This window comes from Lentzea sp. NPDC036949 (genome assembly GCF_055608075.1).
The window spans coordinates 17,083-41,694 of record NZ_JBVJRA010000026.1; the positions used below are offsets into that span (position 1 = coordinate 17,083).

At 70.2% G+C, this 24,612-nt stretch carries 32 protein-coding genes; 27 read left to right on the plus strand and 5 right to left on the minus strand.

All coding sequences use genetic code 11. The features are described 5' to 3' along the window. From ACZ7CD_RS38395 to ACZ7CD_RS38485, 19 genes are all read left to right on the plus strand, one after another. On the plus strand, positions 1-459 hold the full coding sequence (locus ACZ7CD_RS38395; RefSeq protein ID WP_470380832.1) for a Gp19/Gp15/Gp42 family protein: 459 nt from the start codon (positions 1-3) through the stop codon (positions 457-459). Further along, positions 456-815, plus strand: coding sequence for a hypothetical protein (locus tag ACZ7CD_RS38400; RefSeq protein WP_470380833.1), 360 nt, complete (start codon positions 456-458; stop codon positions 813-815). Before ACZ7CD_RS38395 ends, ACZ7CD_RS38400 begins: the two co-directional genes overlap by 4 nt. Next, positions 815-1,117, plus strand: a complete 303-nt coding sequence (locus ACZ7CD_RS38405) for a hypothetical protein (RefSeq protein ID WP_470380834.1) — start codon at positions 815-817, stop codon at positions 1,115-1,117. The genes ACZ7CD_RS38400 and ACZ7CD_RS38405 overlap by 1 nt, the downstream gene beginning before the upstream one ends. Further along, positions 1,114-1,527: a phage tail termination protein gene (locus ACZ7CD_RS38410; protein WP_470380835.1), complete on the plus strand. Its 414-nt coding sequence runs from the start codon at positions 1,114-1,116 to the stop codon at positions 1,525-1,527. The genes ACZ7CD_RS38405 and ACZ7CD_RS38410 overlap by 4 nt, the downstream gene beginning before the upstream one ends. Positions 1,528-1,596: 69 nt before the next feature. Continuing rightward, positions 1,597-2,259: a phage tail tube protein gene (locus ACZ7CD_RS38415; protein ID WP_470380836.1), complete on the plus strand. Its 663-nt coding sequence runs from the start codon at positions 1,597-1,599 to the stop codon at positions 2,257-2,259. 79 nt (positions 2,260-2,338) lie between these two features. Beyond that, positions 2,339-2,548 (plus strand): hypothetical protein, encoded by a 210-nt coding sequence (locus ACZ7CD_RS38420; protein ID WP_470380837.1) that lies wholly within the window; start codon positions 2,339-2,341, stop codon positions 2,546-2,548. Positions 2,549-2,593: 45 nt separating this feature from the next. Next, the gene (locus tag ACZ7CD_RS38425; RefSeq protein ID WP_470380838.1) at positions 2,594-2,902 is read left to right on the plus strand and encodes a hypothetical protein; all 309 of its coding nucleotides are present in this window, start codon (positions 2,594-2,596) and stop codon (positions 2,900-2,902) included. A 107-nt stretch (positions 2,903-3,009) separates the two neighbouring features. Continuing rightward, positions 3,010-3,333, plus strand: coding sequence for a hypothetical protein (locus ACZ7CD_RS38430; protein ID WP_470380839.1), 324 nt, complete (start codon positions 3,010-3,012; stop codon positions 3,331-3,333). A gap of 6 nt (positions 3,334-3,339) precedes the next feature. Then, the gene (locus ACZ7CD_RS38435) at positions 3,340-7,050 is read left to right on the plus strand and encodes a transglycosylase SLT domain-containing protein (RefSeq protein ID WP_470380840.1); all 3,711 of its coding nucleotides are present in this window, start codon (positions 3,340-3,342) and stop codon (positions 7,048-7,050) included. Positions 7,051-7,053: 3 nt separating this feature from the next. Then, the gene (locus tag ACZ7CD_RS38440) at positions 7,054-7,788 is read left to right on the plus strand and encodes a hypothetical protein (protein WP_470380841.1); all 735 of its coding nucleotides are present in this window, start codon (positions 7,054-7,056) and stop codon (positions 7,786-7,788) included. A gap of 9 nt (positions 7,789-7,797) precedes the next feature. Next, on the plus strand, positions 7,798-9,225 hold the full coding sequence (locus ACZ7CD_RS38445; RefSeq protein WP_470380842.1) for a hypothetical protein: 1,428 nt from the start codon (positions 7,798-7,800) through the stop codon (positions 9,223-9,225). After that, positions 9,225-10,331, plus strand: a complete 1,107-nt coding sequence (locus ACZ7CD_RS38450) for a DUF5047 domain-containing protein (RefSeq protein ID WP_470380843.1) — start codon at positions 9,225-9,227, stop codon at positions 10,329-10,331. The genes ACZ7CD_RS38445 and ACZ7CD_RS38450 overlap by 1 nt, the downstream gene beginning before the upstream one ends. Before the next feature lie 10 nt (positions 10,332-10,341). Next, positions 10,342-10,566: a hypothetical protein gene (locus ACZ7CD_RS38455; protein WP_470380844.1), complete on the plus strand. Its 225-nt coding sequence runs from the start codon at positions 10,342-10,344 to the stop codon at positions 10,564-10,566. 12 nt (positions 10,567-10,578) lie between these two features. After that, entirely contained in the window at positions 10,579-10,881 is a 303-nt protein-coding gene (locus tag ACZ7CD_RS38460) for a hypothetical protein (RefSeq protein WP_470380845.1), read from the plus strand. A 50-nt stretch (positions 10,882-10,931) separates the two neighbouring features. After that, the gene (locus tag ACZ7CD_RS38465) at positions 10,932-11,363 is read left to right on the plus strand and encodes a hypothetical protein (RefSeq protein ID WP_470380846.1); all 432 of its coding nucleotides are present in this window, start codon (positions 10,932-10,934) and stop codon (positions 11,361-11,363) included. Next, a complete protein-coding gene (locus tag ACZ7CD_RS38470) occupies positions 11,360-11,653 on the plus strand; it encodes a hypothetical protein (RefSeq protein ID WP_470380847.1) in 294 nt (97 codons plus the stop codon). Before ACZ7CD_RS38465 ends, ACZ7CD_RS38470 begins: the two co-directional genes overlap by 4 nt. Before the next feature lie 15 nt (positions 11,654-11,668). Beyond that, positions 11,669-12,349: a GH25 family lysozyme gene (locus ACZ7CD_RS38475; RefSeq protein ID WP_470380848.1), complete on the plus strand. Its 681-nt coding sequence runs from the start codon at positions 11,669-11,671 to the stop codon at positions 12,347-12,349. 8 nt (positions 12,350-12,357) lie between these two features. Beyond that, positions 12,358-13,332 carry an N-acetylmuramoyl-L-alanine amidase gene (locus tag ACZ7CD_RS38480; protein ID WP_470380849.1) on the plus strand — a complete coding sequence of 325 codons (975 nt, stop codon included), beginning with the start codon at positions 12,358-12,360 and terminating at the stop codon, positions 13,330-13,332. 3 nt (positions 13,333-13,335) lie between these two features. After that, positions 13,336-13,701: a hypothetical protein gene (locus ACZ7CD_RS38485; RefSeq protein ID WP_470380850.1), complete on the plus strand. Its 366-nt coding sequence runs from the start codon at positions 13,336-13,338 to the stop codon at positions 13,699-13,701. Positions 13,702-13,791: 90 nt separating this feature from the next. On the opposite strand, the gene ACZ7CD_RS38490 is transcribed toward ACZ7CD_RS38485, so the two are convergent. The 4 genes from ACZ7CD_RS38490 to ACZ7CD_RS38505 all read right to left on the minus strand — a co-directional run bounded on the left by ACZ7CD_RS38490 (position 13,792) and on the right by ACZ7CD_RS38505 (position 16,449). Next, complete coding sequence (locus tag ACZ7CD_RS38490; protein ID WP_470380851.1) at positions 13,792-14,352, minus strand: hypothetical protein; 561 nt, start codon at positions 14,350-14,352, stop codon at positions 13,792-13,794. Between the two features lie 147 nt (positions 14,353-14,499). Beyond that, positions 14,500-15,105, minus strand: a complete 606-nt coding sequence (locus tag ACZ7CD_RS38495) for a hypothetical protein (protein WP_470380852.1) — start codon at positions 15,103-15,105, stop codon at positions 14,500-14,502. Between the two features lie 32 nt (positions 15,106-15,137). Further along, a complete protein-coding gene (locus tag ACZ7CD_RS38500) occupies positions 15,138-15,545 on the minus strand; it encodes a helix-turn-helix domain-containing protein (protein WP_470380853.1) in 408 nt (135 codons plus the stop codon). A gap of 67 nt (positions 15,546-15,612) precedes the next feature. Further along, entirely contained in the window at positions 15,613-16,449 is an 837-nt protein-coding gene (locus ACZ7CD_RS38505) for a hypothetical protein (RefSeq protein ID WP_470380854.1), read from the minus strand. 272 nt (positions 16,450-16,721) lie between these two features. Between ACZ7CD_RS38505 and ACZ7CD_RS38510 the strand changes: the two genes are divergently transcribed. From ACZ7CD_RS38510 to ACZ7CD_RS38525, 4 genes are all read left to right on the plus strand, one after another. Then, a complete protein-coding gene (locus tag ACZ7CD_RS38510) occupies positions 16,722-17,438 on the plus strand; it encodes a GntR family transcriptional regulator (RefSeq protein ID WP_470380855.1) in 717 nt (238 codons plus the stop codon). Positions 17,439-17,655: 217 nt separating this feature from the next. After that, positions 17,656-17,835, plus strand: a complete 180-nt coding sequence (locus tag ACZ7CD_RS38515; RefSeq protein WP_470380856.1) for a MerR family transcriptional regulator — start codon at positions 17,656-17,658, stop codon at positions 17,833-17,835. Positions 17,836-17,953: 118 nt separating this feature from the next. Continuing rightward, a complete protein-coding gene (locus tag ACZ7CD_RS38520; RefSeq protein WP_470380857.1) occupies positions 17,954-18,268 on the plus strand; it encodes a hypothetical protein in 315 nt (104 codons plus the stop codon). Next, positions 18,265-18,837, plus strand: coding sequence for a hypothetical protein (locus tag ACZ7CD_RS38525; protein WP_470380858.1), 573 nt, complete (start codon positions 18,265-18,267; stop codon positions 18,835-18,837). Before ACZ7CD_RS38520 ends, ACZ7CD_RS38525 begins: the two co-directional genes overlap by 4 nt. 53 nt (positions 18,838-18,890) lie before the next feature. On the opposite strand, the gene ACZ7CD_RS38530 is transcribed toward ACZ7CD_RS38525, so the two are convergent. After that, positions 18,891-19,157: a hypothetical protein gene (locus tag ACZ7CD_RS38530; protein WP_470380859.1), complete on the minus strand. Its 267-nt coding sequence runs from the start codon at positions 19,155-19,157 to the stop codon at positions 18,891-18,893. 46 nt (positions 19,158-19,203) lie between these two features. Between ACZ7CD_RS38530 and ACZ7CD_RS38535 the strand changes: the two genes are divergently transcribed. The 4 genes from ACZ7CD_RS38535 (at position 19,204) to ACZ7CD_RS38550 (ending at position 24,558) form a co-directional block, all read left to right on the plus strand. Next, on the plus strand, positions 19,204-19,707 hold the full coding sequence (locus ACZ7CD_RS38535; protein ID WP_470380860.1) for a hypothetical protein: 504 nt from the start codon (positions 19,204-19,206) through the stop codon (positions 19,705-19,707). A 29-nt stretch (positions 19,708-19,736) separates the two neighbouring features. Beyond that, positions 19,737-20,639 (plus strand): hypothetical protein, encoded by a 903-nt coding sequence (locus ACZ7CD_RS38540; protein ID WP_470380861.1) that lies wholly within the window; start codon positions 19,737-19,739, stop codon positions 20,637-20,639. 128 nt (positions 20,640-20,767) lie between these two features. After that, a complete protein-coding gene (locus ACZ7CD_RS38545) occupies positions 20,768-22,294 on the plus strand; it encodes a hypothetical protein (protein WP_470380862.1) in 1,527 nt (508 codons plus the stop codon). Positions 22,295-22,374: 80 nt separating this feature from the next. Continuing rightward, positions 22,375-24,558, plus strand: a complete 2,184-nt coding sequence (locus ACZ7CD_RS38550; protein ID WP_470380863.1) for a hypothetical protein — start codon at positions 22,375-22,377, stop codon at positions 24,556-24,558. Positions 24,559-24,612 lie beyond the last annotated feature (54 nt).

Here is a 24,612-nt window from a genome sequence, read left to right on the forward strand (position 1 = left end):
GTGTCCACGTACGCGTCCGTCGATGATCTCCGCGCCAGCTACTTCGAAGGCGACATCCCGCAGGCGCTCGACCCGAAGCTCGAGGTGAAGCTCGCGGAAGCAGAGCGGCTCATCGCCACACGGCTGCCGGGTAAGGACATCGCCGCGCACATCGCCGCCGGCCGGGCCACGTTCGAGGATGTCCGGCAGGTGCTGTGCAACATGGTGCTGCGGATCGTGCGCAACCCGACCGGGGCGAGCACCCAGTCGGCGGGCCCGTTCAGCATGACGATGGACCGGCAGGTCGCCGCGGGCCGGCTGCTGCTGACCCGCGACGACCGGCAGTTGCTCGGTCTGCAGACCGGGGCGGCATCGGTCGAGATGGTCGACGATGCGCTGCCGCACCTCGCGCGCAGCCCGCATCGGCCATGGCCCGTGCCGCGATCCAACCGCGCGGACTGCGACGAGGACTACTGGTGACCGCCGGGTTCGCGCACGGCATCACCGTGCAGGTCAGCGACCCCGGCGAAGACGACTGGGGTGACAAGACCAGCGCGGGCACGCCACGCAGCATCTCCGGTTGCGTGTTCTACCCGCGGTCCTCGACCGAGTCCGAGGACAATCGCAACACCGTCATCGTCGGCGGGGTGCTGCTCGCCCCGTTCGGCACCCAGATCGACCCCAGTTCGGTCGTGACGCTCCCGGAACACCCGATGGTGCCTCCCAGCCTGTGGGGGACGCACTGGCGCGTAGAAGGCCAACCAGGAGGCTGGGCGTCGCCGTTCACGGGCTGGCGGCCGGGCGCCGAGGTTGCGCTGGAGAGGGTGACCGGCTGATGGAGTACCAACCTGACCGTAAGGGCCTGCTTCCGCTGCTGCGCTCGGACAGGATGCGCGACATCTGCCTGGCCAACGCCGAAGCAGGAGCAGCCTGGGTGCGTGCGAACGCACCGGCCGACACCGGTGCGTACATCAACGGCATCAAGGTGTCCGCAGGCACGTCCGACCGCGACGGTCGTGTGCTGGCCTACATCGAGGCGACCGACCCGAAGTCGGCGGCCATCGAGTGGGGCAACAAGCGTGCGCGGCCGTATCACCTGCTGCGGTCGGCCATCGATGTGATCGGCGGCGAGGGGTGACCGTCGAACTGGCGTCGTTCTCGGACGTCGAAGAGGTCGTCATGGCGCTGATCGAGCGGGAACCGGCGCTCGGCGACGCGGTGCAGACCACCCCGGCGAACATGACCGGAAAGGTCGTGATCCGGGTGCTGCGGGTCGGTGGCGGTGATGACGGTGTCACCGACCGGGCGCTCGTGGACGTCACCGTGTTCGCGCCTAGCTACGCGCAGGCGCGCGAGGTTGCCGAGCGGGTGCGGCAGCGGATGCTCGCCGCGGGCAACACCAGAGTTCCCACCGCGTCGCGGCCCGGCGGGGTGCTGATCGACCGGTGCGGCACCGCGACCGGCCCGCAGGAAATCCCCTACGACAACCCTGATCTGCGGCGGAAGCCCGCGACCTACCAGGTCGAGCTGCGTCGGCCGCGGTCTTAACCACCCAGCCACCTGTTCCTGTGGGCCCGTCGGGGCCTGCTTCCGCACGCCTCGACACGGAGGTTCCTGATGACCGCGACCACGTTCGACGCGCTCCGCGAGGCGCAGACCGCGCTGATCCGCAAGGCCCTCGCGGGCGCCCTGTTCCTGGCGCCGATGAGCTCCACCCTGCCGACGTCGCTCACCACCGGCGCCTCGTCCGCGCTCAACACGCTGCCTGCGGGCTACGGGGACGTCGGCCTGATCTCGAAGGAGAACTCGCTGTCCTGGAGCAGGGACATCGAGACCAACGAGACGACGTCCTGGGGCTTCGCGGACCCCACCCGCCGCGACATCGTCTCCGACGTCAGCGGCCTCGCGTTCACCGCGCAGGAGACCAAGCTCCAGACGTTGGAGCTGTACAACAACGTCGACCTGTCGGCGGTCACCCCGGACGCGACCACCGGTGAGGTGCAGTTCGCTCAGCCGCTGCGCCCGGCGACCCGGTACTACCGAGCGCTCGCGATCGGCGTGGACGGCGACGGCACCGACGCCATCTTCATCGCCCGGTCGATGCCGCGGGCCATGGTGTCCAACCGCGGTGAGCAGGTGTGGTCCGACGGCGCCGAGATCGCCTACCAGATGACCCTCACCGCCACCCCGGACACCACGGCGGGCTACTCGATCCGCCACTACTTCGGCGGGCCGGGCTGGAAGGCCCTGCTCGACGAGATGGGCTTCCCGACCTCGTGAGCCGCGGGGCGTGCCGGCGCGCCTGGGTGGTCGCCGGCACGCCCCGCACCTGACGTGACCACCCGGAACGGAGACCGTCATGGCCACCAGCAGCCCCGAGTTCGCCCCGGTCGAGCTCGCCGCCCCGAACGGTGCGAAGCACACCGCGACCACGGCAACCGAGTTCAACAACCTCGTCTACGGCCAGGGCTACAAGCCCGCGCAGCCGAAGAAGAACTCACCGGAAGCGGTCGCCGCACGCACCGCCGAAGCGTCCGGCGCCGACGACAAGGCCGCCGCGAAGAAGTAGCGGCCCAGCACCACCCACCACCCAGAAACCACCTAGGAGCAGCACGTGAAGACCTACCGCTACGACGAGTACTTGGCCGACGCGCAGGTGGAGCCGTTCCGGTTGCAGGTGAGCGACGAGGAGACCCTTGAGATCCCCGCGCCGTCCGGGAATACGGTGCTGGCGTTGGAGGAGGCTGACACCGCGCGGGAGCGGCTGATGCTGCTGTGCGGTGACCAGTACAAGCGGGTGATGGAACTGATCGGGGAGAAACCACCGCTGGTGCTGCGCCGCCTGTCACACGACATGGCCCGGCACTTCGCGGTCGACCCGAGCGCGGCACCGGTGGGGGGTACCGGGGCCTCGTCGAGCTGATCGATCGCTACGGCGAGGCCATCGAGTACGACCTGTTCGACGAACTGGGCCTAGACCTGCTGGACTGGTTCCGCGCCCAACGCCCGTGGTCGCAGCTGCTGCGGCTGGTGAAGCACCTGCCGAAGTACTCCCGGTACTGGGTCGCTCGCGCCGAGGACGATGAGCTCGCCGAGATGCTGCTGCGGCAGAAGGCACCGGCCGGCCCGCCGCGACTGGAGTCGTGGGGCCCGCACGACGAGCTGATCGCCGCCATCCGTGAAGAGGGCGCGCTCACCCGGTACACGATCAAGGCGACCACGCCCGGCATCAAGCCGCAGCCTCAGCAACCCCAGCCGCTCCCGCGTCCTGTCGCGGCGCTCCAGCGTGCCGAGCGGCGTGATGACCAGCGCAAGTATGACTTCATCGTGAACCAGGTGCTGCCCGGGAGGTGACCTCCCGTGACCTTTCCTGGCCGCTATCAGGCTGGCACCGCGTTCGTCCCGATCGTCCCGTCGTTGCGTGGTTTCCAGAAGGCGGTGAAGTCCGAGCTGGCGGCGTTCAACGCCAAGCTCGTCGTGCCGGTCGACCTCGACGTGGACTGGGCTCCGCTGAAGGCAGTTGAGGCTGACCTGCGGCGTCTGGCCGGTCAGTCCGCCGATGTGCGAGTAGACGCCAACACGGTGGCGGCTTCGTCGGAGCTGCGAGCGGTCTCCTCGGAAGTCGCGAGGCTGGACGGTCAAACCGCCCAGGTCAACGTCAACGCCGATGCCAACGGCGCGATCAGCGGCCTCAACGGCGTGTTCTCCGCTGGCATGAGGCTCGGTGCGCTCGTCCCGGTGATCACTGGTGTCGGTGCCGCACTGGCTGGCCTCGGCGGTGCGGCCGTCGTAGGCATCGGTGCGCTCGGTGTCGCCGCCCTTGCGCTCAACGGTGTCGGCGGCGCGTACAGCGCCCTCGGGGACGCCGAGAAGGCCGCCGGTGACGATGCGGTGGCCTCGGCGAAGCAGCAGGCGTCCGCCGCGGCTGCGGTGGCGTCGGCTACCCGGTCGCTGGCCAACACGCGTGCGCAGGCCGCGGACGCGCAGATCCGCGCCGAGCAGCGGGTCGCCCAGGCCGAGACGTCGCTGGTGCGCGCCCAGCGGGACGCGCTGCGCGCCCAGCAGGCCCTCAACGACGCCCGCCGCGAAGCCCAGCGGGCGCTGGAGGACCTGGCGTTCCGGGTGGAGGACGGGGCGCTGGCACAGCGGCAGGCCGTGCTCGATCTCGCCGACGCCGAACAGGCCCTCGCGGCGGTGCGGTCCGACCCGAGCTCGTCAGCGCGTCAGCAGGAAGAGGCGCTGATCGCCTACCAGCGGGCCGCGAACCAGCTGGAACGCCTCCGCGTGGACAACCGGCGACTGGCCACGGACAAGGCCGCCGCAGACGCCGCCGGTGTCGAGGGCTCCGAGCAGGTCGTGCGCGCGCAGGACCAGGTGCAGAACGCCACCGAACGCGTCGCTTCCGCCCAGCAGGGCCTCGCCGACGCGGTGCGTGAGCAGGCAGCCCAGCAGCGGCAGGCCGCGTACAGCATCGAGCAGGCCCAGTCCGCGTTGCAGCAGGCCCTGGCAGGCACCGCCGACGTCGGTTCGGCCAGCGCGCGGAAGGTCCGGGACGCGTTCGCCGAGCTGTCCCCGGTCCAGGCCGAGTTCACGCAGTTCCTGTTCAGCCTGCGGCCCCTGTTCGACGGGTTGAAGACCGCGGCGGCGGACGGGTTCCTGCGGCCGCTGCAGGCCGGGCTGCAGGCGCTCGTGCCGGTGATGCCGGTGATCGAGAAGGTCGTCGGCCAGCTCGCCGGCGCGCTGGGCGGGCTTGCTCAGCAGGCCCTCGAAGCCCTGGCGTCCCCGTACTGGGTCGAGTTCTTCACGATGCTCGGCGACACCGCGGGCCCGCTCATGCAGGACTTCGGGCAGACCCTCGGGCAAGTCGCCAGGCTGTTCGGGGACCTGACCAAAGCGATCCTGCCGGTCGCCCCGATCGCGCTCGACGTCATCGGCACGCTCGCCGAGGGGATCAGCATCCTCGCGCCGTCGCTGGGCGAGGTCGCCCGCGTGCTGACGCAGGGCCTGCTAACCGGGTTGCAGGCACTGCTGCCGGCGCTTGAACCGCTCGGGCAGGCACTGGTCGCGCTGGCGGCACCGGTCGGTGAGCTCGCCGACCAGTTGGGTCAGGTCCTCGCCGAGGCGTTGATCGCGCTCGTCCCGATCGTCACCGAGCTGGCACCCCCGCTGACCGACCTCATCGCCCTGGTCGGATCAGCACTGCTCGACGCGGTCAAGGCGCTCGCCCCGGTCATCGCCGACCTCGCGCCCGTGCTGGGTCAGGTCGCCGCGGTGCTCGTCGGCGCACTGGGCCGGGCGCTGGAGACCGTGCTGCCCTACCTCGACGACATCGCCCTCGTCGTCGGCAAGGCCGTGATCGGCGCCGTCGAGGCGCTGCTGCCGATCCTGCCCGACCTGACCACCGCGTGGCTGGAAGTGCTCGACGCGGTCGTGCCGCTGATCCCGTCGCTGCTGCGGCTCGCTGAGTCGCTGCTGCCGACGCTGCTCGATCTGCTGCCCGTGCTCGCGCCCGTGATCACGGCCATGGCGAGGGCGTTCGCCGAGATCATGCCGGAGTTGGTGCCGGTCGTGACCAAGCTGGCTGACGGCCTGCTGCCGGTGATCGAAGCGCTCTCGCCGTCCGTGGTGACGATGGCCGACATCTTCGCCCGCACCTTCGACGACCTGTTCATGGGCATCATCGTGCCGCTGCTGCGAGACGTGGTGCTGCCCACCATCCAAGGCTTCGCCGACGTGCTGACCTGGTTGTGGCGCAACGTCGCCGTTCCCGTGTTCGAAGGCATCGGCGCCGTCGTCACATGGGCGTGGGAGGACGTACTCAGGCCGACGTTCGACACCATGAAGGCCGGCCTGGACCAGCTGGCGGACGCCTTCGAGACGGCCGTCGACTACATCGGTCTCGTCTGGGACGAGCTGAAGAAGGCAGCAGCAGTCCCGATCAACTTCGTCATCGAGCAGGTCTACAACCAAGGCATCAAGCGCGTGTGGGACAACCTCGCCGAGTTGCTTCCCAACGTCGATCCGCTGCCAAAGGCGGAACGAATCGCGTTCGCAGGCGGCGGCGTCCTCGGCGGCTATGCGCCGGGTGTGGACATGATCCCGGCATTGCTGTCGCCCGGTGAGGCTGTGCTCGTTCCCGAGCTGGTGCGGGCGCTCGGGCCTGCGAACATCCTCGCAGCGAACGCCGCTGCCTCAGGTGGCCGGCCTGCCACCCTTGCTGGCTTTAACGACGGCGGCATGTCCCGCTTCGCTGGCGGCGGCCTGGTCGACACGGTGCTCGGATTCGTCGGTGGCCTCGGTGAAGATGTCGCGGCGTTGTTCCGAGATCCCATCGGCTGGATCAAGGCGCGCATCGGCTTCCCAGAGACGCCGTGGATCGACATGGCGGCCACGCTGCCGTCCAAGCTCATCAGCGAGGCAGTCGACTACTTGACCAGCCAGCTCAATCCGTTCACCTCAGGTGGCGGCGGGGCAGCAGGCGTACCCGCGTCCAGTGAGCAGCTCAACGCGTGGGTGCGGGCCGCGATGGCGTTCGCAGGTGTGGATGCCTCCTGGTTCCCCGGCCTCGTCACGCTGATCATGCGCGAGTCCGGCGGCAACCCGGCCGCCCGCAACGACTGGGACATCAACGCCCAGCGCGGCATCCCCTCGCAGGGCCTCATGCAGACGATCCCGCCCACGTTCCGCGCCTACCGGGACCCGCGGCTGCCCGACAACATCCTCGACCCGATCGCGAACATCGTCGCGGGCATCAACTACATCCGCGCCCGGTACGGGTCGATCTTCAACGTCCAGCAGGCCAACGCTTCCGCCCCGCCGATGGGCTACGACGAAGGCGGCTACCTGCCACCCGGCTACACGACGGTCTACAACGGCACCGGCAAGCCCGAGCCGGTCTTCACCGACGCCCAGTTCAAGGGCATCCAGCGCGCCGGCTCCTTGGCCGGGCTGTCCCTCGTCGGCGCTGTCGTCGAAGTGCGCGACGACGGCCTCATGCACTTCGTCGACGGCCGCATCGAAGCCGCTCACGACGCCTTGGGCTCAGCCCTCGAATACGGAAGAAGGGGTTAGCCCATGCCCTCAATTCGGGCCCCTCGCGACTACTTCTTCGGGTCGCTCTCGTCGGCTGCGGCCATCTCGGACACGACGCTGGTGTCCGCGAAGTTCGCCTCGCTGCCCGGCAGTCTGTACACAACGGACTACGTGCTTCCGTTGACGTTGCACGATCCGGCAGCCGATGTGGACGAGATCGTGTGGGTGGTGGGACACACCGCCGCGAGCACGTCGGTGACGGTGCAGCGCGCCAAGGAGGGCACCACGGCGCGCGGTTGGGCGGCCACCACGCCGATGCTGTGCGCGCCGACGCAACGCGACGGCCTGATCGTCAGCACCCGCGCTGCCCTGCCAGCAGACGCACACGGCGGGCAACGCGCGATCCTGACCGACGAGGCCGGGCTGGTGGTGCAGCGGACCCTCACACAGGGCTGGCAGGCCGACGTCGGTGTCGCCGCACCGTCCGACTTCGGGCGCACGTTCGCGGGCGGTGCGATCCCCGCCGGGGCGGTCATGCTGGCCCGCAGCGACCACCACACGCTCACCACCGACGGCGCAGGCCAGGTCACCGCCACCTACAAGGCCCCGTTCCCCAACGCCTCCGTGAGCGCGGTGGGCAACTCGGGGCAGGCCATCGTCTACCCGGCCGCGATGACCGCGAGCACCGTGACGTTCCAAGCCATCTCGGCCACGACCGGTGCGGCCGCACCGTCCGGCCTGTCGGTGAGCCTCTGGTACGTCGCCTTCGGCTACTAGGGGGTCGGCATGGGTTGGGCCAGGTCCCCGTACGCGGCAGCCCCATGGGCGGCCAGCGAGATCCCCGCACCGGCATCGAGCGTGCCGCTGCCTCCGCCGATCCCCGACGCCAGCACCAACTTCACCTACCGCGCCCAGCAAGGCGCAGGACCGTGGGCGCTGCGCTCGTGGGCCGGGGCGATGCCGCTGGTGGCGTTCCCCGGCGGCGGGATCTCCGTGGCCCCCGACCACGACGCCGGGGTGATGCGCGTGTGGGCGTGGTGGCCCGACGCACCGCAACTCCAGCTGATCCGGATCACCGCCGACGGCACACGCACGCCGGTGCGAGGCGGCTACCCGCTCAACGTGGCCAGCGCGACCCGCCGCAACCGAGCCACCAACCCCAGCCTCGAAGCCGGCTTGAACGGGTACGTGCCCGGCAGCGGGACACCGACGCTGACGCAGATCGCCCGTGCCGATGACCCGTCCGCCGGGGTGTTCGCGTTGCGCGCCACGGTCGCCGGTGCCGGAACCAACGAGGTGACCGTGCCGCACGCGCTGACCGTGGGGCAGGTGACCGTCGGTCTGGACCTGCGGCTGTCGGTCCTGGCCAGCGGGGTGACGATCAGCCTGGGCTGGAACACTTCGTCCGGCACTCCGCTGACCGCGACCTCGGTCGCGTTGACCGCCAGCCAGGTGTCCGCCTCGGTGAACCAGTACACCCGCCACACCGTCGTGCTGTCCCCGCCGGTGACCGCGGCGCAGGTCGGCAGCCTGAAGGTCACCGCGACGGGGATGCCCGCCGGCGGACAGCTGGACCTCGACCGGATCTCCGCCGAGACCGCGATCACCGACGGCTCCTACTTCGACGGCGCCACCCTGGGCGGTGCCTGGTCGGGGACCACACACCTGTCAGCGTCGCTGCTCGCCCCCGTGCAGGTCGTGACCGACGGCGAATGCCCGCTGGACGCCGACGTCATCTACCAGGTGTACAACCCCGGCCTGGCCAACGGTGGCAGCGTCAGCGCTCCCACCGCAGTGCTCGAATCGCAGGGCCGGACGTGGCTGACGCATCCGGGGTGGAGCGCCACGCCGATGATGGTGGACCTGCGGGCGAAGCCGGTGTTGAGCCGCCGCATCCAGCAGGGCGTGTTCCGGCCGATCGGACGCCGGTACGCGGTGACCGTGTCCGCCGCGCAACGCGACGCCCCCGCCGGCACGCTGGCGTTCAACGCGATTTCCTACGCCGAACGGGACGCGCTGCTGACCCTGTTCGACGACGCCTCACCGGTGCTGCTGCGCACCCCGCCCGATTACGGCTACACCCGCGAAGGCATGTGGGTGTCGCTGGGAGACCTCGACGAAGACCCCGAGGGTCGCAAGGCCTGGCAGGACGCGGTCCTGCTGACCGCGTCGTTCGTCGAAGTCGAAGCACCTGATCCGGCGCTGGTGGCGTGATGTGGCCGCTGTCCACACCGGCGCAGCTCGCGATCGTGCAGTCGTACACCATGCGTGTGCGGGCGACCGCGTACGGCCCGTACGGCACGGTGGAGATCCCGGTCGGTGGCGGCAGCGTCGTGTCCGACGCGAAGTCGCAGGTGCGGCGCACAGCCTCACTGACAACGGATCTGTCGCAGTGGCCGCGTGACCCGCGGGCGGTGCTGGGCCCGTACGGCACCGAGGTCCAGGTGGAGTACGGCATCGTGCTGCCCGGCGGCGGTGTGGAGTGGGTGCCGTTGATCCGCGGGCTGCTGACCGAAGCGACACGGCAACTGCCGGTGAACACCGACGCGACGATGACGCTGGCGCTGGTGGACCGGTCGGTGCGGGTGGCTGAGGACCGTTTCCTGGCGCCGACGCAGACGGTCACCGGAGCGCTGGTGACCACGGAGATCCGGCGGCTGGTCCAGGAAACCCTGGGCACCTCTGTGGCCGTGGTCGACCGGACCGGTAGCAGCCAGGTGGCACCGGTGATGGACATCGAACGCGAACGATGGGCTGACGGTGTCGAGCGGCTCGCGGACTCCATCGCCGCCGAGGTGTTCTTCGACCCGGTCGGGGCCGGGGTGATCCGGTCACAGCCGACGTTGTCGGACACGGTGGCGTGGGTGGTGTCCAGCGGTGACGCCGGAACTCTGCTGACTCGCGGCGACAAGCTGGTCCGGTCCGGGTTCTACAACGGCGTGGTGGCCTCCGGCCAGCGCACCGACGGCACAGCACCGGTGAGCGCGACCGTGTGGGACACCGACCCGGCCAGCCCGACCTACTACCTGGGCCCGTTCGGTCGCCGGCCGCGTTTCTACACGTCGTCGCAGCTCACGACCGTGCCGCAGTGCACGGCGGCAGCGACCGCGCTGCTGGCGCGGGTGAAGGGCGCGAACGCGCAGATCACCCTCACCACGCTGGTGAACCCCGCGCTGGAAGCCGGGGACGTGGTCCTGCTGCGGGATCGAGTCGACGGCTCCACGCAGCTGCACATCCTCGACCGGGTGGCGGTGCCGCTGTCGCCGACCGAGGCGCAGCCCTTGGAGACCCGGTCACTGGACCTGCCCGCCGAGTCGTAGGAGGTGGCGCATGGGTCGCCCCGAAGACGCGCTCAACGACCGGTTCATGCGGCTGGTGGCATCGCTGCGCCGGGTCGGCACGGTCGAAGGCACGTCCGGCAACAAGGTGTTCGTGCGGGTGCAGGGCTCGCTGCTGCTGCTGCCCCGTCTGGAGAGCTACACCCCGGTCAACGGCCACGTGGTGATCGTGCAGGGCCCTGAACCGTACATCGTGCTCGGCCGCCCGGCACCGTGACGAGGAGGACTGATGACGTTCGCTGACCAGGCGTACCTGGCACAGCACCCCGGTTTCCGGGACCGAGTGCGGGTCGCGATGGTGAAAACCGCGGTCGCGGTGGGCGCGGAGGCGGGAGACGCCTCGGACACCAGCAGGTTGCGCAGGGCGCATTCGGCGAACGTGCTGCAGGACCAGCAGTCCTGGGCGGAGCGGTACGCGTGGGCCGTGGCCACGAACGCCGCGGTGAACTTCGACTCCCCGGACAGCGACATCGAGTTCACCGTGAACTCGATGTTCAACGCCCTGGCCGGCGCACCGCCCAGCCAGAGCTAGTTCATCGGTCATCACCTGGTGGCCGCATTCAGCGCGGGGGTCCAGCAAACGTGATCATCGACGGTGAGCTGTACGAGAAGCATGAGGCGCACCGCGACGCCTACAAGATCCTGATCATCTTCGCGTGTGTCGCCTACAGCGCGATCGCGCTGCCGTTCTACGGCCGGCTGGGGTCACCGTCGCTCAAGGAGTTCCCGTTCCCGATCGCGTTCGCGTTCCTGGTGCTACTCGCCGTCTTCGGTGCCATCGTCCTGGTCGCCATCGCCCGTCGGCAGGACCGGCTCGAAGCCCACGGGCACCTCGGTTTGGCTGGGTTGTGGACGTGCTTCGGGATCATGGGTGTGTCGACTTCAGGTGGCCGGGCGACCGCGTTCGCACTGTTCCTGTTCGCGTTCTCGATCGCCGCAGTGTGGTCGTGGTGGCAGCGCATCGGCCGCCCGTGGCGGGACGTCCGCAGAGCTCGCAAGGCGGGTGAGCGATGACGCCACTGGAAATCGCCGCGATCGCGGTACCCGCCGTGTCCGCGCTCACCGCGGCCGGCGCGATCTTCAACGACCGCCGCAAGGGCCGTCTGTCCGCACACGAACACCAGCGGGTCTACATCGACGACCAGCAGGCCGACATCATCGCCCTGCGCCGCGACCTCGCCGTGCTGTGGACCTGGGCGGTCAAGCAGATCCGCAAGGCAGCCGAGGCTGGCATCGAGCTGGACCCGCTGCCGTCGGAGCCGCCGCAGTCCAAGCACTCCCAGAGCCAGGACAACACCCACTAGCTCAAGGAGGTCGCCGTGGCAGCGCTGGATGTGGTGAAGGGCCGGGACATCTCCAGCTGGCAGGGCCCGCACGACTGGGCCGGGGAGAGCGCCGCGGTCGAGTTCGTCGTGCTGCGCCTGTTCGAGTGGCGTCCGGTGGGCTGGGGCATCGACTCCCAGCTCGACCGCAACGTCCGGCTGGGCGCCCAGCACGGCCGGGTCCTCGGCGGCTACCACCGTGTCGACCCCACCAGGTGGACGCCCGCGACCGAGGCGCGGCGGATGGTGGGGTTGCTGGACCTGTACGGGCTGATGTCGCCCGGCCGGCTACGGCCCGCGGTGGACATCGAGACCACCGGCAACGTCATCGCCGACAGCCGCGTGGACTGGCCGGTCTGGACCCGCGGGTTCTTCGCCGCCTGGCGGGAGCTCACCGCTGTGCCGTTGCGGGTCTACACCTCCGGCTCCTGGTTCACCTCGCTGCTCGGCGGCGTCAACGACTGGCCGTCGTGGGTGGACTGCTGGGTCGGCCACACCACCGAGTGGTCCACGCCCACCCGGAACCTGCCGCCCGACGAGTGGGCCGGCCGGACACAGCACACCCTCGGCGGCCGCGCGGTGCTGCACCAGTACGCGAAACCACCGGCCGCCACCACCGACCTCGACTGCATCATGCCCGGCAAGACCTGGGCGGACGCGGTCCTGACTGCCGCGTGAGGTGAGACATGGGCTTCACCCTGCTCGACCGCCCCAACCGCTACGGGAACCACTTCTACCCGTCCCGCAACGAGCCGCTGCTCGCGATCGTCGTGCACATCACCGCCGGCGCCGAAGACCTCGACGCGCTCGCGGACCTGAGCGCGGAGAACGTCGCCGGCTACGCGGGCACCACCGACCGGGACGTGTCATGGCACACCGGCAGCGACACCGACTCCTGGGTTGACCTGCTGCCCAGCAACTACACCGCCTGGCACGCCACCTCCTACAACAGCTGCACGCACGGGCACGAGATCAGCAAGCGGCACACCGACTGGCGCAGCATGTCCGAGACCTGGGTGTCCCGGACGCTGCGGATGGCCGCGCTCGGACCGAACGGCGACGGCGGACTCCGCGCGATCGCCCGCGCCAACAACATCCCCATCCGCAAGGCCACCCGCGCCGAGCTCGACGAGCAGCGCGCGAACTACCGCGCCGGCCGCCCGTGGAAGCCGGTCGGGTTCATCGGCCACACCGAGGTCCAGCCCAACGACCGCACCGACCCCGGCAAGGTCGGCTCGCTCGACACCTTCCCGTGGACTCGTTTCCTCGGGCTCATGAACGGAGAGGACGACGACATGGGATGGAACGACCCGCTCACCAGCCACACCGGCTACACCGCGCCGGCCAAGGACTGGGTGATCATGAGCAACGCGAAGGCCGACGAGGCGATGCAGTCCGCGCAGCGCACCGAGGCGATGGTCGCGGCGATGAGCGACAAGCTCAACAGCGGCCAGGCCGAACTCCTCGCCGCCGTCAAGGCCAGCCAGAACGCGGGCGCGCCGACCGACTACGAGCGCCTCGGCAAGAGCATCGCGGCGAACCTCCCGGCACCGACCGGCGGCATGACCGCCGAGGACCTCGAGCGCGAGGTGATGCAGCTGTTCGGCCGCGTCTACAACCTGCCGGGGCAGCCGGCGCGCTCGCCCGGATCGGAGGTCTGACCGATGCGCACCATCTTCGGCCGCGAGCCCGCGGTGTTCTTCGAGATGCTCGTCGCCGTCGCCCTAGGCGTCCTGCTCACGTTCCCGATCGAGCCGACGGTGCTCGGCTACGCCAACGCCGCCGTCGTCGCCGTGGGCGGGTTCCTCACTGCCGCGTTCGTCTCCGCTGAGCGGGCGCTGCCCGCGCTGGTCGGTGTCATCAAGGCCGCGTTCGCGCTCGTGCTCGGCCTCGGTGTCGCGCTGCCCGTGAACCTGGAGACCGGCATCATCGCCGTCGTGTCCGCGCTCGGGGCGTTCTACGTCCGCCAGCAGGTCGACGCGCCCGTCCCGAAGGTGGTCGCGGCCAGTCCGCTTCGCCGCGCCGCCTGACCCTCTCGCCTGCCGCACTTCCGCCTGGCAGGACAACGCCCCCGCACCCTGGCCACACGGCCGGGTGCGGGGGCGTTCTGTCGTTCCAGGTCAGGGCAGCGGGCCCTTGAACGCGATGCGCGACTGCGTGGGCTGCTGGTCGATGTTCGCGTACACCTCAAGCGTCAGGTCTCCGGTGGCATCCGAGGCGACTTCCAGTGGGCGGCGGATCTGGCCGCTCTCGCCCGGAAGGAACTTGCTGGCCCCGCCCTCGTCCTCGTAGGTGTCGACCTTCTGCTGGGCGATCCTGGCCCAGACGGCAACGGTGGCCTGACCGGAGGCGTTGTTGGTGACGGTGATCGGGAGCACGATGAACTTCCGTGCCGGGTCCGGTTTGCCGTTGACGGCGATCACCGGCTTCGTGCTGGGAACCGGGGCGTCGATCTTGAGGAGCACGCCGTTGGAGGTCACCGTCTCGCCCCACGTGTGGATCTTCATCGGCGCTGACGAGGCCGTCGGTGGTGAGCTTGGCGGCGTGGCAGCCGGCGGGGGGACGGACGGCGCGCTCGAGCACGCGGCGGTCAGCAGCAGCAGGGCGGCGAGGGGAACAGCGAAGCGCATACCCGCACTGTCGCCGAACCCCTCGCGCTGCGTTACCGCCGCAGGACTCATGACCTGTTTCTGACCAGAAACACGAAGACCTGCCTGAGTCGAATTCCGCGCACCCTTGCTGCAGCACGACAACGCCCCTCCCGCGTGCTCCCCAGCAACAGCTGGGTCGAGCAGCGGGAGGGGCGTTGTCGTCGTGCCCGGAGAACGTCAGCCGATCGGCCACACCCAGCCGCGGTTCGTGCCCTGCGACGCCGGTGCTGACGCGACCGAGGTCACCGACTCCGGCACGGTGAACTCCAGGTGTCCCGAGTACTTCGCGTTCGGCAGGATCGTGTTCGGGATCGCGCCGTCGAGGTCCTTGCACAGGCCCGGCTTGGCGTCGTGCACGAAGCCGTCCGGGCTGATGCCCTTCATCGACCAGGCGTTGAAGATCATGGGGGCGTAGAAGCTCTGGTCCTCGTTCAACGCGCCCGTGGCCATCGACACGTACAGCACCACCGTCTTGCGACCTGCCTCGGCGGGCGTGCCGTACTGGCCGCACTTCGGGTTCAGCTCGATGCGGTCCACCACGAACCTGATCGCGCACGAGTCGATGCCCGTGGTGCAGTTCAGGCCGCCCTGCTCGCCGACCTTCTTCGGGAGGAACCCCTGCGGCGTCAGACTGGGGCTCGGGGCCGCGGTCGATGTGGACGTCGGGGCCGGGCTGGCACTCGGACTCGGAGCAGCCGAAGTCGGTGACGACGCGGGCGGGGTGTTGCCGGCACAGCCGGTGGCCAGAGCAGCGAGCAAGATGGCGGCGGGAACGAGACGCATGACCGGGCTGTCGCACCACACCCCGGTCGGTGTTACACAGGGTCACTCGAATTGGTCACAGAAGTGGACGCGTCCGATCCGTTGTTCTCGTCGGTCGAACTCCTCAGGCCGTCTACCAGGACCTCGATCGCACGTTGCTGCTCCGGCGTGAGGCTGCGGATCTTCCGCACCAGTGCCTCCTCGAACGGCTCCATCGGCATGTACTGCTCCGGCCTGTAGCCAGCGATCCCCAGCGCTTCGGAGACCGGGATGCCCAGCGCGCGGGCAACCTTCGAGATGACCTCCGGGCTGGGGCGCTTCAGCGGGCGCCCATCCCGGCGCCGGCCGTTCTCCAGTTGCCAGTACGCCTCTGGGCTGATCGCGACCCGGCTGGCGACTGACCGCTCCGACTCCTTGCCCCGCGCGTTGCGCAGGTGCTTTCCCAGCGGCCACTCGTGCACGGCATCAGTCACAAGCAGGTCTCCACATCCACCATCACGCGGACTCCTTCGGTTCCTGGGTGAACACTTACGACGCTGCCAGCTCCAGCGGGTGGCAACGCGGGCACCGCACCGACGTGCCATCAGCCAGCCACACCACCCGAGCCGTGACCGGGTCGCTGTCGTACTTCGCGTCGCACTGCCCGCAGCGCACTGGCACCGAGGACTGCACCGCGGCGAGCGGCACGCGGACCTCGGCCAGCATCGCACCCAGGTCCCCGTTCTCGTGGCAGCGACGCAGCCACGCAGACGGCACCTTCACGTGCGGGTGGTCACGGCGGACCTTCTCCACGAGGAGGTTCATCTCCTCCTCGGACGCGCCAAGTTCGTCGGCGAGCGTGCTGCTGCCCTCGCGCGGAGGAGGAGTCTTCTTCTCCTGAAGATCCGTCTCCTTATAGCCCTCCTGAGTACCCGGCGACGGCTGGACCGGCGCCGGAAAATCAGGCGCTGGTTCCGACCTGCGACTTCGCGTCTTGGCCACAGACGGCTTTCCAGGCGCTGGGTCTGACCTGCGAATTGTGGACTGCGGCTCGGGGTACAGGCGGTAGATGATGGGGCCGAAGGAGCCGTCGCCGTTGCGGGTTCGTCGGCGCACGAGGTAGCCGGCGGTCTCCAGCTCGTTCATGATCCGCCGGACCTTGTCCCGACCAGCTGGTCCCGCGTTCACGACGTAGGCCACGTCGAAGCGGAAGCTCGGGTCGTGGCTAGCCATCCAGGCGGCCACGGCCCGAGCTTCCCAGCTCAGGCGCTGATCGCGGATGAAGTCACGCGGGAAGCGGAACCAGCTCGTCTCTGCCCACTCGGGCGCGAGTTCTGTGTAGCTGCCTTGGTCGGCGCGGGGGGAGTGATCTGGCTTGTGGCTCACGGCGTGGACCCCTCCCCACTCTTTGCACATCTCTCATGCGTTGCATAGCCTTCACAACGAGCCTTACTGGTTTGAGCGATAAAGTCGTAAGCAACTAGAGATGCGAAAGTGGGCGGTGACCTGCGATGACAGCCGAGTGGATCAGCATCTCGACGCTCAACCTGAACCCACGTGCTAGGGGCACTCCATACCCCTGGACCGCCGAGGCAGCCGCAGACTGGCGACTGCGATTCGAGCTCACGGCATGACCGCGTCACGATCGGGGGACCACCGTGGCCACCAGGCCTAACGAGCGGCAGCGCCAAGACGCGATCGCGGCTGAGATCCGCACGCAGATCATGAACGGGGATCTGGCCCCGGGAGTGCGCCTGCCCAACAACAGCGAGTTGTCGGTCCAGTTCGCGGTCGCCGGGACCACGATCCAGGCCGCCTTGAAAATCCTCAAGGACGAGGGGTTCCTGGTGGGCAAGAAGGGGCAGGGCGTCTTCGTGCGCCCAGGACAACCCTTCGTGGTGGACGTCGCGAACTACTTCGAGCCCTCGCCGCGGCAGTACTCGTACGACCTTCTCCAGGTCGCTGAGGTCGCCGCGCCAGTCCAGATCGCCCGTGCGCTTCAAGTCCCTGAGGGCAGCAGTGTGGTGCTCCGGCAGCGGCTGCTGCTGCACGATGGCACGCCGGTCGAGCTGTCGAACTCGTACTACCCGGCCGACCTTGCGCGTGATACTCCGCTTGCCGCCGCGCGCAAGATCCGTGGCGGTGCGCCCGCAGTGCTCTCCGGTCTCGGCTTTCCGCAGCGCTCGCTCACCGACGAGGTCTCGACCAGGTCTCCCACGACAGAGGAGCTTGAGATCCTGCAGCTCCCCAGCTCCACGTCCATCCTGCAGCAGTTCCGGACGGTCTTCTCCGACGAGCAGCGTGCGGTTGAAGCATCGGTGCTGGTGAAGGGCGGGCACCTCTACGTGCTGCGGTACTCGCAACAGATCCACTGACGTCACCTGCCCTCTTCAGGCGGCCCTCAGCTTCGGCTGGGGGCCGCCTTTTTGCGTGTTGAGCTTGAGGGTTGCAACCTTAAGCGTCTAAGCCTTAAGCTGACAACCATCCGCTTCACACTTTGCATGGTGATCGCGTTCCGCACAGGACAGCTAGGAGGGCTCAGTGACTGGGCAGACTGTCGGGCTCGCTGAGCCCTTTCACACCGTCGCCGACATGGTGAAACAGCTGGGACTCAGCCACGCCACTGTGTGTCGACGCATCGAGAACGGCCAGTTCCCCGGGGCCTACAAGGACGGCCAGAAGTGGCGGATCCCCGAGTCCGCGCGGGTGTTCTACCTCAGGAGCATCGGCGCGCTGCCGGCCAACGACCCGGCCGCCACCAACCCCGCCTGAACGCGAAACGGCCCCGGCGGTGCTGCGAACACCGAACCGGGGCCAATGTCTCGCCACCAAGGAGAGAACCGTGTCCCAGTCTGCCACCTTCAACAGCTTCCGTCACCTGGACGGGTGTATGCGCAGCACCGACCCGACGCCGTGCCACCTGCTCAAGCTCGGCACCTGCCGTGCCGAGCACGTCCTCGGCGACATCGGCTTCACCCCCAACGGCGACAACGCCGCGGTGGTGCTGGTCCGCGAGCTCAACGCCACCACCGGCCTTCACACCTACCTGGCGGTCGAGTACACCGAGGCCGGGGACAACCTGTCGTTCACCGTCCAGCTCAGCCAGGGCCGCCACCTCGCCACCCTTCTCACCGCCGGCGCGGACCTGTACGAGCTGCACCGCGCCGACGACGCCCGCCTGTACTCCGCGCAGGTGACCGCATGACCCTCACCGCCCACGTGCGCTTCACCAGCGACGGCACGAAGCACATCGCCTGGACCACCGGCCAGGGCCGATCCGAGCGGTGGCGAGTGTCGTGGCTGCCCGACGAGCACCTGACCCAGTCGCAGGCCGAGGCGGCGATGGAGATCGCCGAGCTGGTCGGCACCGGCTGGACGGGCACCTCGCAGCGCATCACCGACCTGCCCGGCTGGGCCGCCGAGCTCAACCTCGATCCGAAGGTCGCGGTCACGCTGGTCGCCGACCGCCGCTCCTGGGGCTGCGCCGTCCGGTACGCCGATCTGCCTTGGCAGCACAAGTCGCTGCTGCTCCTGCTCGGCACGTACTTCGACCAGGCCGGCGTGTATCGCCGCCCCGCGGTCGCCGAGCTCGTGAAGTCCACGCAGCTGGCCGAGCAGCACATCGTCGACCTGCTCATCGAGCTGGAGCGCGACTGCTGGTTCGGCTGGCACCCGGTCACCGGGGCCACCTGCAACACCCCGCAGGACGACCGGCTGCTGCAGCTCGACCCCGTCCCGGTTGGCAAGACCGGCGTCGACGGCGACGCGATCTGACCCGCAGACCACCACCGCACCCGCGCAGGAAGGAACCCGTCATGACCGAGACGTCACCCGAGTCCGCTGTCCGCGCCGTCGCCCGTGAAGGCGAGCAGTACATGAACCGTCTCGCCGACCGCCTCGGCGACCTCGGCGACGACGCCCGCAACTGGGCAAAGAAGTACGGCGCCCACGCCGATCACGCGCGGAGCAGCTGACCCCAGCACGGTGGTCGAGACGACCACCACAACCACCACATCTAGGAGCCATGCCATGAAGCCGAAGTACTGCAGGAAGTGCGGCGGGTCCATCTCGTCCGGCTGCTGCGACTGCGTCAACTGACCCCCAGATCACCACCACTGCACCCGAGATAAGGACCCGCCGATGTCAGCACCACCGCCCGACCGGATCACCGAACTCGCCCCCACGTGGGAGACGGTGTCGATCCGCGAGGCCGGCCACGCCGTGGCCGCGGTCCTGCTCGGCATCGGCGTCCACCACGTCCACCTCGACTACACCCTCGACCCGCGCGGCGAATGGCAGGTCACCGGCCGCACCCAGCTCACCACCCGCCCCAACGCCTACAGCACCGTGCTGTACCTGCTCACCGGGCTTGAGGCCATCGCAATCCACACCACCGCCACCACCGGCCGGCCCCTGCCCGAAGTCCGCGGCGAGGTCGAGACCCACCCGGACCACCACGCCGACGCCGCCCTCATCCGCACCAACCTGCCCGCCTCGGGCACCACCCTCGCCAAGGCCGCCGACTGGGCCAACAGCACGCTGCGCCGCCACTGGCTGGCCGTGACCTTCCTCGCCGACGCCCTGCGCACCGAACACCACCTCACCGGCACCGACGTCGCGCCGCTCGTCCGCTTCGAACTCTGAACGCCGTACCGACCAAGGAGACCCCGACCGTGAACACCGCCGCCACCCCCGGCAAGACCCGCACCTCAGGCCGTGCCTGGGCCCTCACCGGGTTCCTACTCGGCTCGCTGGTCTCGGTCGGCGGCAACCTCCAGGCCGCCTGGCTGCCCGCCGACCAGCCCGGCACCCCCGAAACCTGGGCCCCCTCGATCGCCTCCCAGGTCGGCGCCGTCGTTTGGCCGCTGGCGCTCATGGTCTCCGTCGAGGTCCTGTCCCGCATCGCCTGGCCCGACGGCTGGGGTTGGCGCCTCGTCCGCGTCTCCGGCCTCATCGCCGTCGCCGGCGGCTCCGGCGTCATCTCCTACGGCCACATCTACGCCGTCCTTCGGGCGTGGGGATACGGGCCCCTCGGCTCCGCAGTCGGGCCGCTCGTCGTCGACGGCCTGATGCTCATCAGTGGTTTCGCGTTGGTGTCGATCGGGCGGGCCGCCCGCACCGTCGCGCCCGCCGCCCAGCCGCTGCCCGACACGTCGCCCGCGCCCGCTGAACTTCCCGTCCGGCCTGACCCCTCAGTCGGGCGGGACACCGCCGCCTCGGTCACGACCCCCACCCCCGACACCGTGACCGAGGCGGCACCCACCACGTCGCCCGCGCCCGCCGCCCGAGCTGCCCAGGTGACGCGGCCGGGCGTCGCCCGGGCAGCCGCCCGCCCGGCTACCACCCGCCCGCCCAGGCGACAGCCCAAGCCGCCCGCGGGCGACGGCCCGGGCGACGACGAGCTGATCGCCCGAGTGCGTGCCGCCCGCCACCCGCAGACGGGCGAGCTGCCCACCGAGTCGTGGATGCGTAAGCACCTCGGCGTCGGGCAGGGCCGGGCCGCCCGCCTGCGCGAGAAGGCTGCCCGCCCGGAACTGCACACCGTCAGCACGAACGAGGAGGTGGCTGTCGGATGACCTGGCCACCCGAAGGGTCCAAGCCGCCGAGCCCACCTCGACCCATCCCGCAGTCGACCCCGGCACCGCGTCCCTCACGCCCGGTCTCACCAGGTGAGGCCGGAGGTGAGACCAGTGGTGAGACGAAGGTGAAACCGCAGGCCAAGGCCATCAAGCCGCAGCCGCCGCAGTTCTTGCACGAGGGCATCGACCCGCGTCGCGCCCTGCTGATCCTCGGCCTCCCGCTCGCCGCCGGCGCCGTGCTGGTCCTCGTGCTCGTCGGCTCCCCGACCCTGTGGTGGATCGCCAGCAGCCTCACCGCCGCAGGCGTCACCGGTGCTGTCGTGCTGCGCCGGTCGGGCCGGGCGCGGGCAGGTCTTCGCCGTCTGCCCGGTGCCGGGCGGATCGCGGGCGCGGTGCGCCGGGCGGGCAGCGGGCGGATCGCCCGGTCCGGGTTCGGGCGGGCTGTCGGGCGGGCGGTCGCCCGCCGCCCGCTGTCGGGCGGCGGGGCAACCGGGTCACGCTCGGGCGGCACGCTCGGCGCTCGCCCGCGCGGGCTGGGCGGGCGGCTTCGGGCGGCGTTGCCGTCGTGGGCAGGCGGCACCCGCGGGCGACGACCGGGCGCCCGCCCGAGCACGACGGGCGGGCGGTCCGCGGCCCGGCAGCGGGCGCGGGCGGCCATCGCCCGGATGACACCGGGCGGGCGACGCCGGGCAGCCGCCGCGGGCACCGTGCCGGGCGACCGGGCGGCCGGGTTGCGGGCGACGGGCGGCACCACCGGGCGACCGGGCGGGCGGCCCGGTTCGGGCGGTAGGCGGGCGGCAGGCGGCCTGTCCAGCCGGGCGGGCGGCAGCCATGCCGGGCGGGGTCGCACCACGACGAGTCACGCCCACCTCGGCGCCAGCGGGCGGCGACCCGGCTCGGCGGGCGGCGCAGTCGACACGGCTCGCCGCAGTGTCGGTCGCTTCGCCCGCTTCCTCGCCTCCGGCGCCGAACTCGTGGGCGACGTCCTCGCCGACGGCACCGTGGTCGGCAACCGCGACGGCTGCACCACCAGGGTGCGTGGCACCCGCGACCTCACCAAGCCCGGCACCGGCCCGTCCTGGCCCACCCAGGACCCGGACGCCCGCAGCACCGAACCGCCCCCACCGGTGAAGACCTCGATCGAGCCGCAGTGGCCCACCGAGGAACCCGACGAGGAGGTCCCGCCGCCCGCGCCGGCCCCCGAGCCGGAACGACCGCGCCCGGCTCCCACGCCTCGCGTGGAACGGGACGAGCACCGGCCCTCACCCCCGCCTCACCGTGAGGAACACCGCGTTACCAGCACAAACACCAAGCACGGAGGAACGATGAGCGCCACCACGACCAGCTCCAGCAGCACGGCCGCCGACACCTACGTCCAGATGATCGACAACTCCACGCCGGCCAGCTACGCCTCCTCCTGCCAGGAGGCCGCCACCCAGGCCCGCAACGACAGCGCGATGAAGGAAGAGGACGCCAAGCGGCTGCGCCACGAGGCCGAGAACTTCGCCGCCCTGCCCGGCGCCGCCAACCACAAGGCCGCCGCGGACCTGCGCGCCGAAGCCGCCCGCTGCGAGGAAGACGCCCGAGCCCGGCTCGCCTGGGCCGCACGCCTCGACGGCATGGCCAACAACGCCGCCGCCAAGGCCAGCTGACCGGCCTCACCACCGTCTCACCTCTCACCTCTCACCTCACCTCTCACCTCACCTCGACGACCTGCGGAAAGGAGCACGCCGTGCAGGCGAAGTCGTTCTTCACGATCGCGGGCATGCTCGGTGCAGCAGTGGCCGCGACCGTGCTGCACCTCATCGACGCATCCACCGGCTGGACCCTGCTCGGCATACTCCTCACCCTGGCCGTCAGCTCGTGGCTCGCCCACGGCGAGTTCACCCGCGGCGAGGCGTTCTCGCAGATGGAGACCGGTGCGCGGCGGGCCATGTGGCTCGCCGCCACCGCCGCCGCAGCCACCTACTGCGGCTGGGTGCTGTGGGTGCTCGCCGACCCCGGCGCGTGGAAGGCGCACATCTACCGGCTGGGCGGCCTCACCGTGCTGGTGTGGCTGAGCGCGGTCATCTGGGACCGGCGCCTCACCACGTTCACCCCGGCCCCCGTACCGGTGAAACGCGCACCGGCTGAGCTGGAGGTCTACATCCCCGAAGTGCTCCCCGCCACCGGCGACCAGCCCGTGCAGCACCGCGACGGCGCCCGCGAGTTCGAGCTCATCCTCGCTGCCGCGGGCCGGCCGTTCCACGAGGTCAAGGAGGTGCAGCCGATGCAGTTCGGTGCCTCGTTCGTCGTGCGGACGATGACCCCACAGGCCGCCTCGAACGCCGCGACCGCGCTGCTGCAGCAGGAGGCCGCCCGGCGGGCGCACGCTGAGATGACCGCGTTGCCCCAGGTCAAGCCCGTGCAGATCGCGAAGGTCGAGGCGGTGCAGCCCGGTGACGAGGACGCCATCGCCCGCGCCGTCGAGGACGCCTACGACGTCGTCATGGACACCTCGTGGGTGCAGATCGACCCCACTCGCGGTGCCGGCCGTGTCCGGGTCACCGTCACCACCCAGGACGTCCTGGCCCTCGTTCACCCGTACACGCTGGTCAACGAGCCGTTGCCGCACGGCTCCCGCATCGACATCGGCCCCCAGGTCCACGGCGAGCCCATCACCGTTAACCCGCTCGGCCATGGCGCGATCATCGGCAACACCGGCTGCGGCAAGACCGCGTTCTCCGCGGCCTTCGCTGCCGAGGTGATGCGCCTGCCCGGACGCAAGACCGTCATCGGCGTCGAGAAGGTCTACGACTGGGTCGGCCAGCTCCTCGACCCGCTGCTCGGCACCACCCTCCCGATGCCGGTCGAGGCGTTCGTCGGCATGAGCGACTGCCTCATGCTGCTCACCGAGATCATGAACGAGGTGCGGTGGCGCCAGTCCCTGCCGCACAACGACCGGCAGAACCTGCTGCCCTGGTTCGTGTGGATCGAGGAAGCCCCGGCGTTCCTCGCCCGCCGCGACACCCGTGTCACCTTCGACGGCCGCGAGTGGGTCGCCTCCGACCTGCTCGCCTACATCATGCGTTTGGCCAGGTCAGCGGGCATCTTCATCATCCTGATGGCCCAGGAGTGGGACAACGCGATGTTCGGCGACCACGCCGCGTCCATCAAGGCCAACATGAACTACATCGTCATCCTGCGCTCCCAGGACGGCGACGAACGCTCCCGCGCGTTCGGCAAGGGCAGCGCCGGCCTCCCGGACCTGTTCAACCCCGGCGAGTTCTACGTGCGCGGCGACTTCCCGACCATCCGCGGCAAGGGCCGCTACATCCAGGAGGAGGACTCCCGGCTCGCCGTCCTGCACGACGGGCCCCGCATGTCCGAGGTCGCCCTCGCCCGCGCCGAGCTCGCCCAGCGCCTGCCCGAAGGCCGCTGGGCCGCCCCGACCCCGTGGTACGAGGCCAACCGCCCGCAGCGCATGACCCTCGACTACCAGCTCTACCTGCAAGGACGCACGACCATCGCACCGTCAACCAGCACGGGTGCTGCAGCAGTCGCGGCCGCACCGTCGGCCGACGACGAGCTCGACGCCGCACTGCGCCGCGCCGGACTGCTCGAAGTCGAGGGGCCGCCAGCCGAGATCGCGCCGACCGCGCCGCAGCTGCATGTCGTCAACGACACGCCCGCACGCCCCAAGATGCGGGAGTTCATCGTCGACCTCCTGGCCGGCCGCGTCGAGGACGCCCCGAACGGCCACCTCGGCGGCGAACCGGTCGCGTTCAACCGCGCGTCGATCCTCGCCGTGCTCCTGGCCTCCGGCTACGAGACGTCCGAGTCGTCGCTCGACAACGCCCTCTCGGCGCTCGCCCGCAACGGCCGAATCGTGCGCGCCGACGGCCCAGACGGACAGCGCCTCTACACCGCCGCCTAGCTCCTCACCTCACCTCTCACCTCACCACCCGCACACCCGCATGTGTGCAGGTAG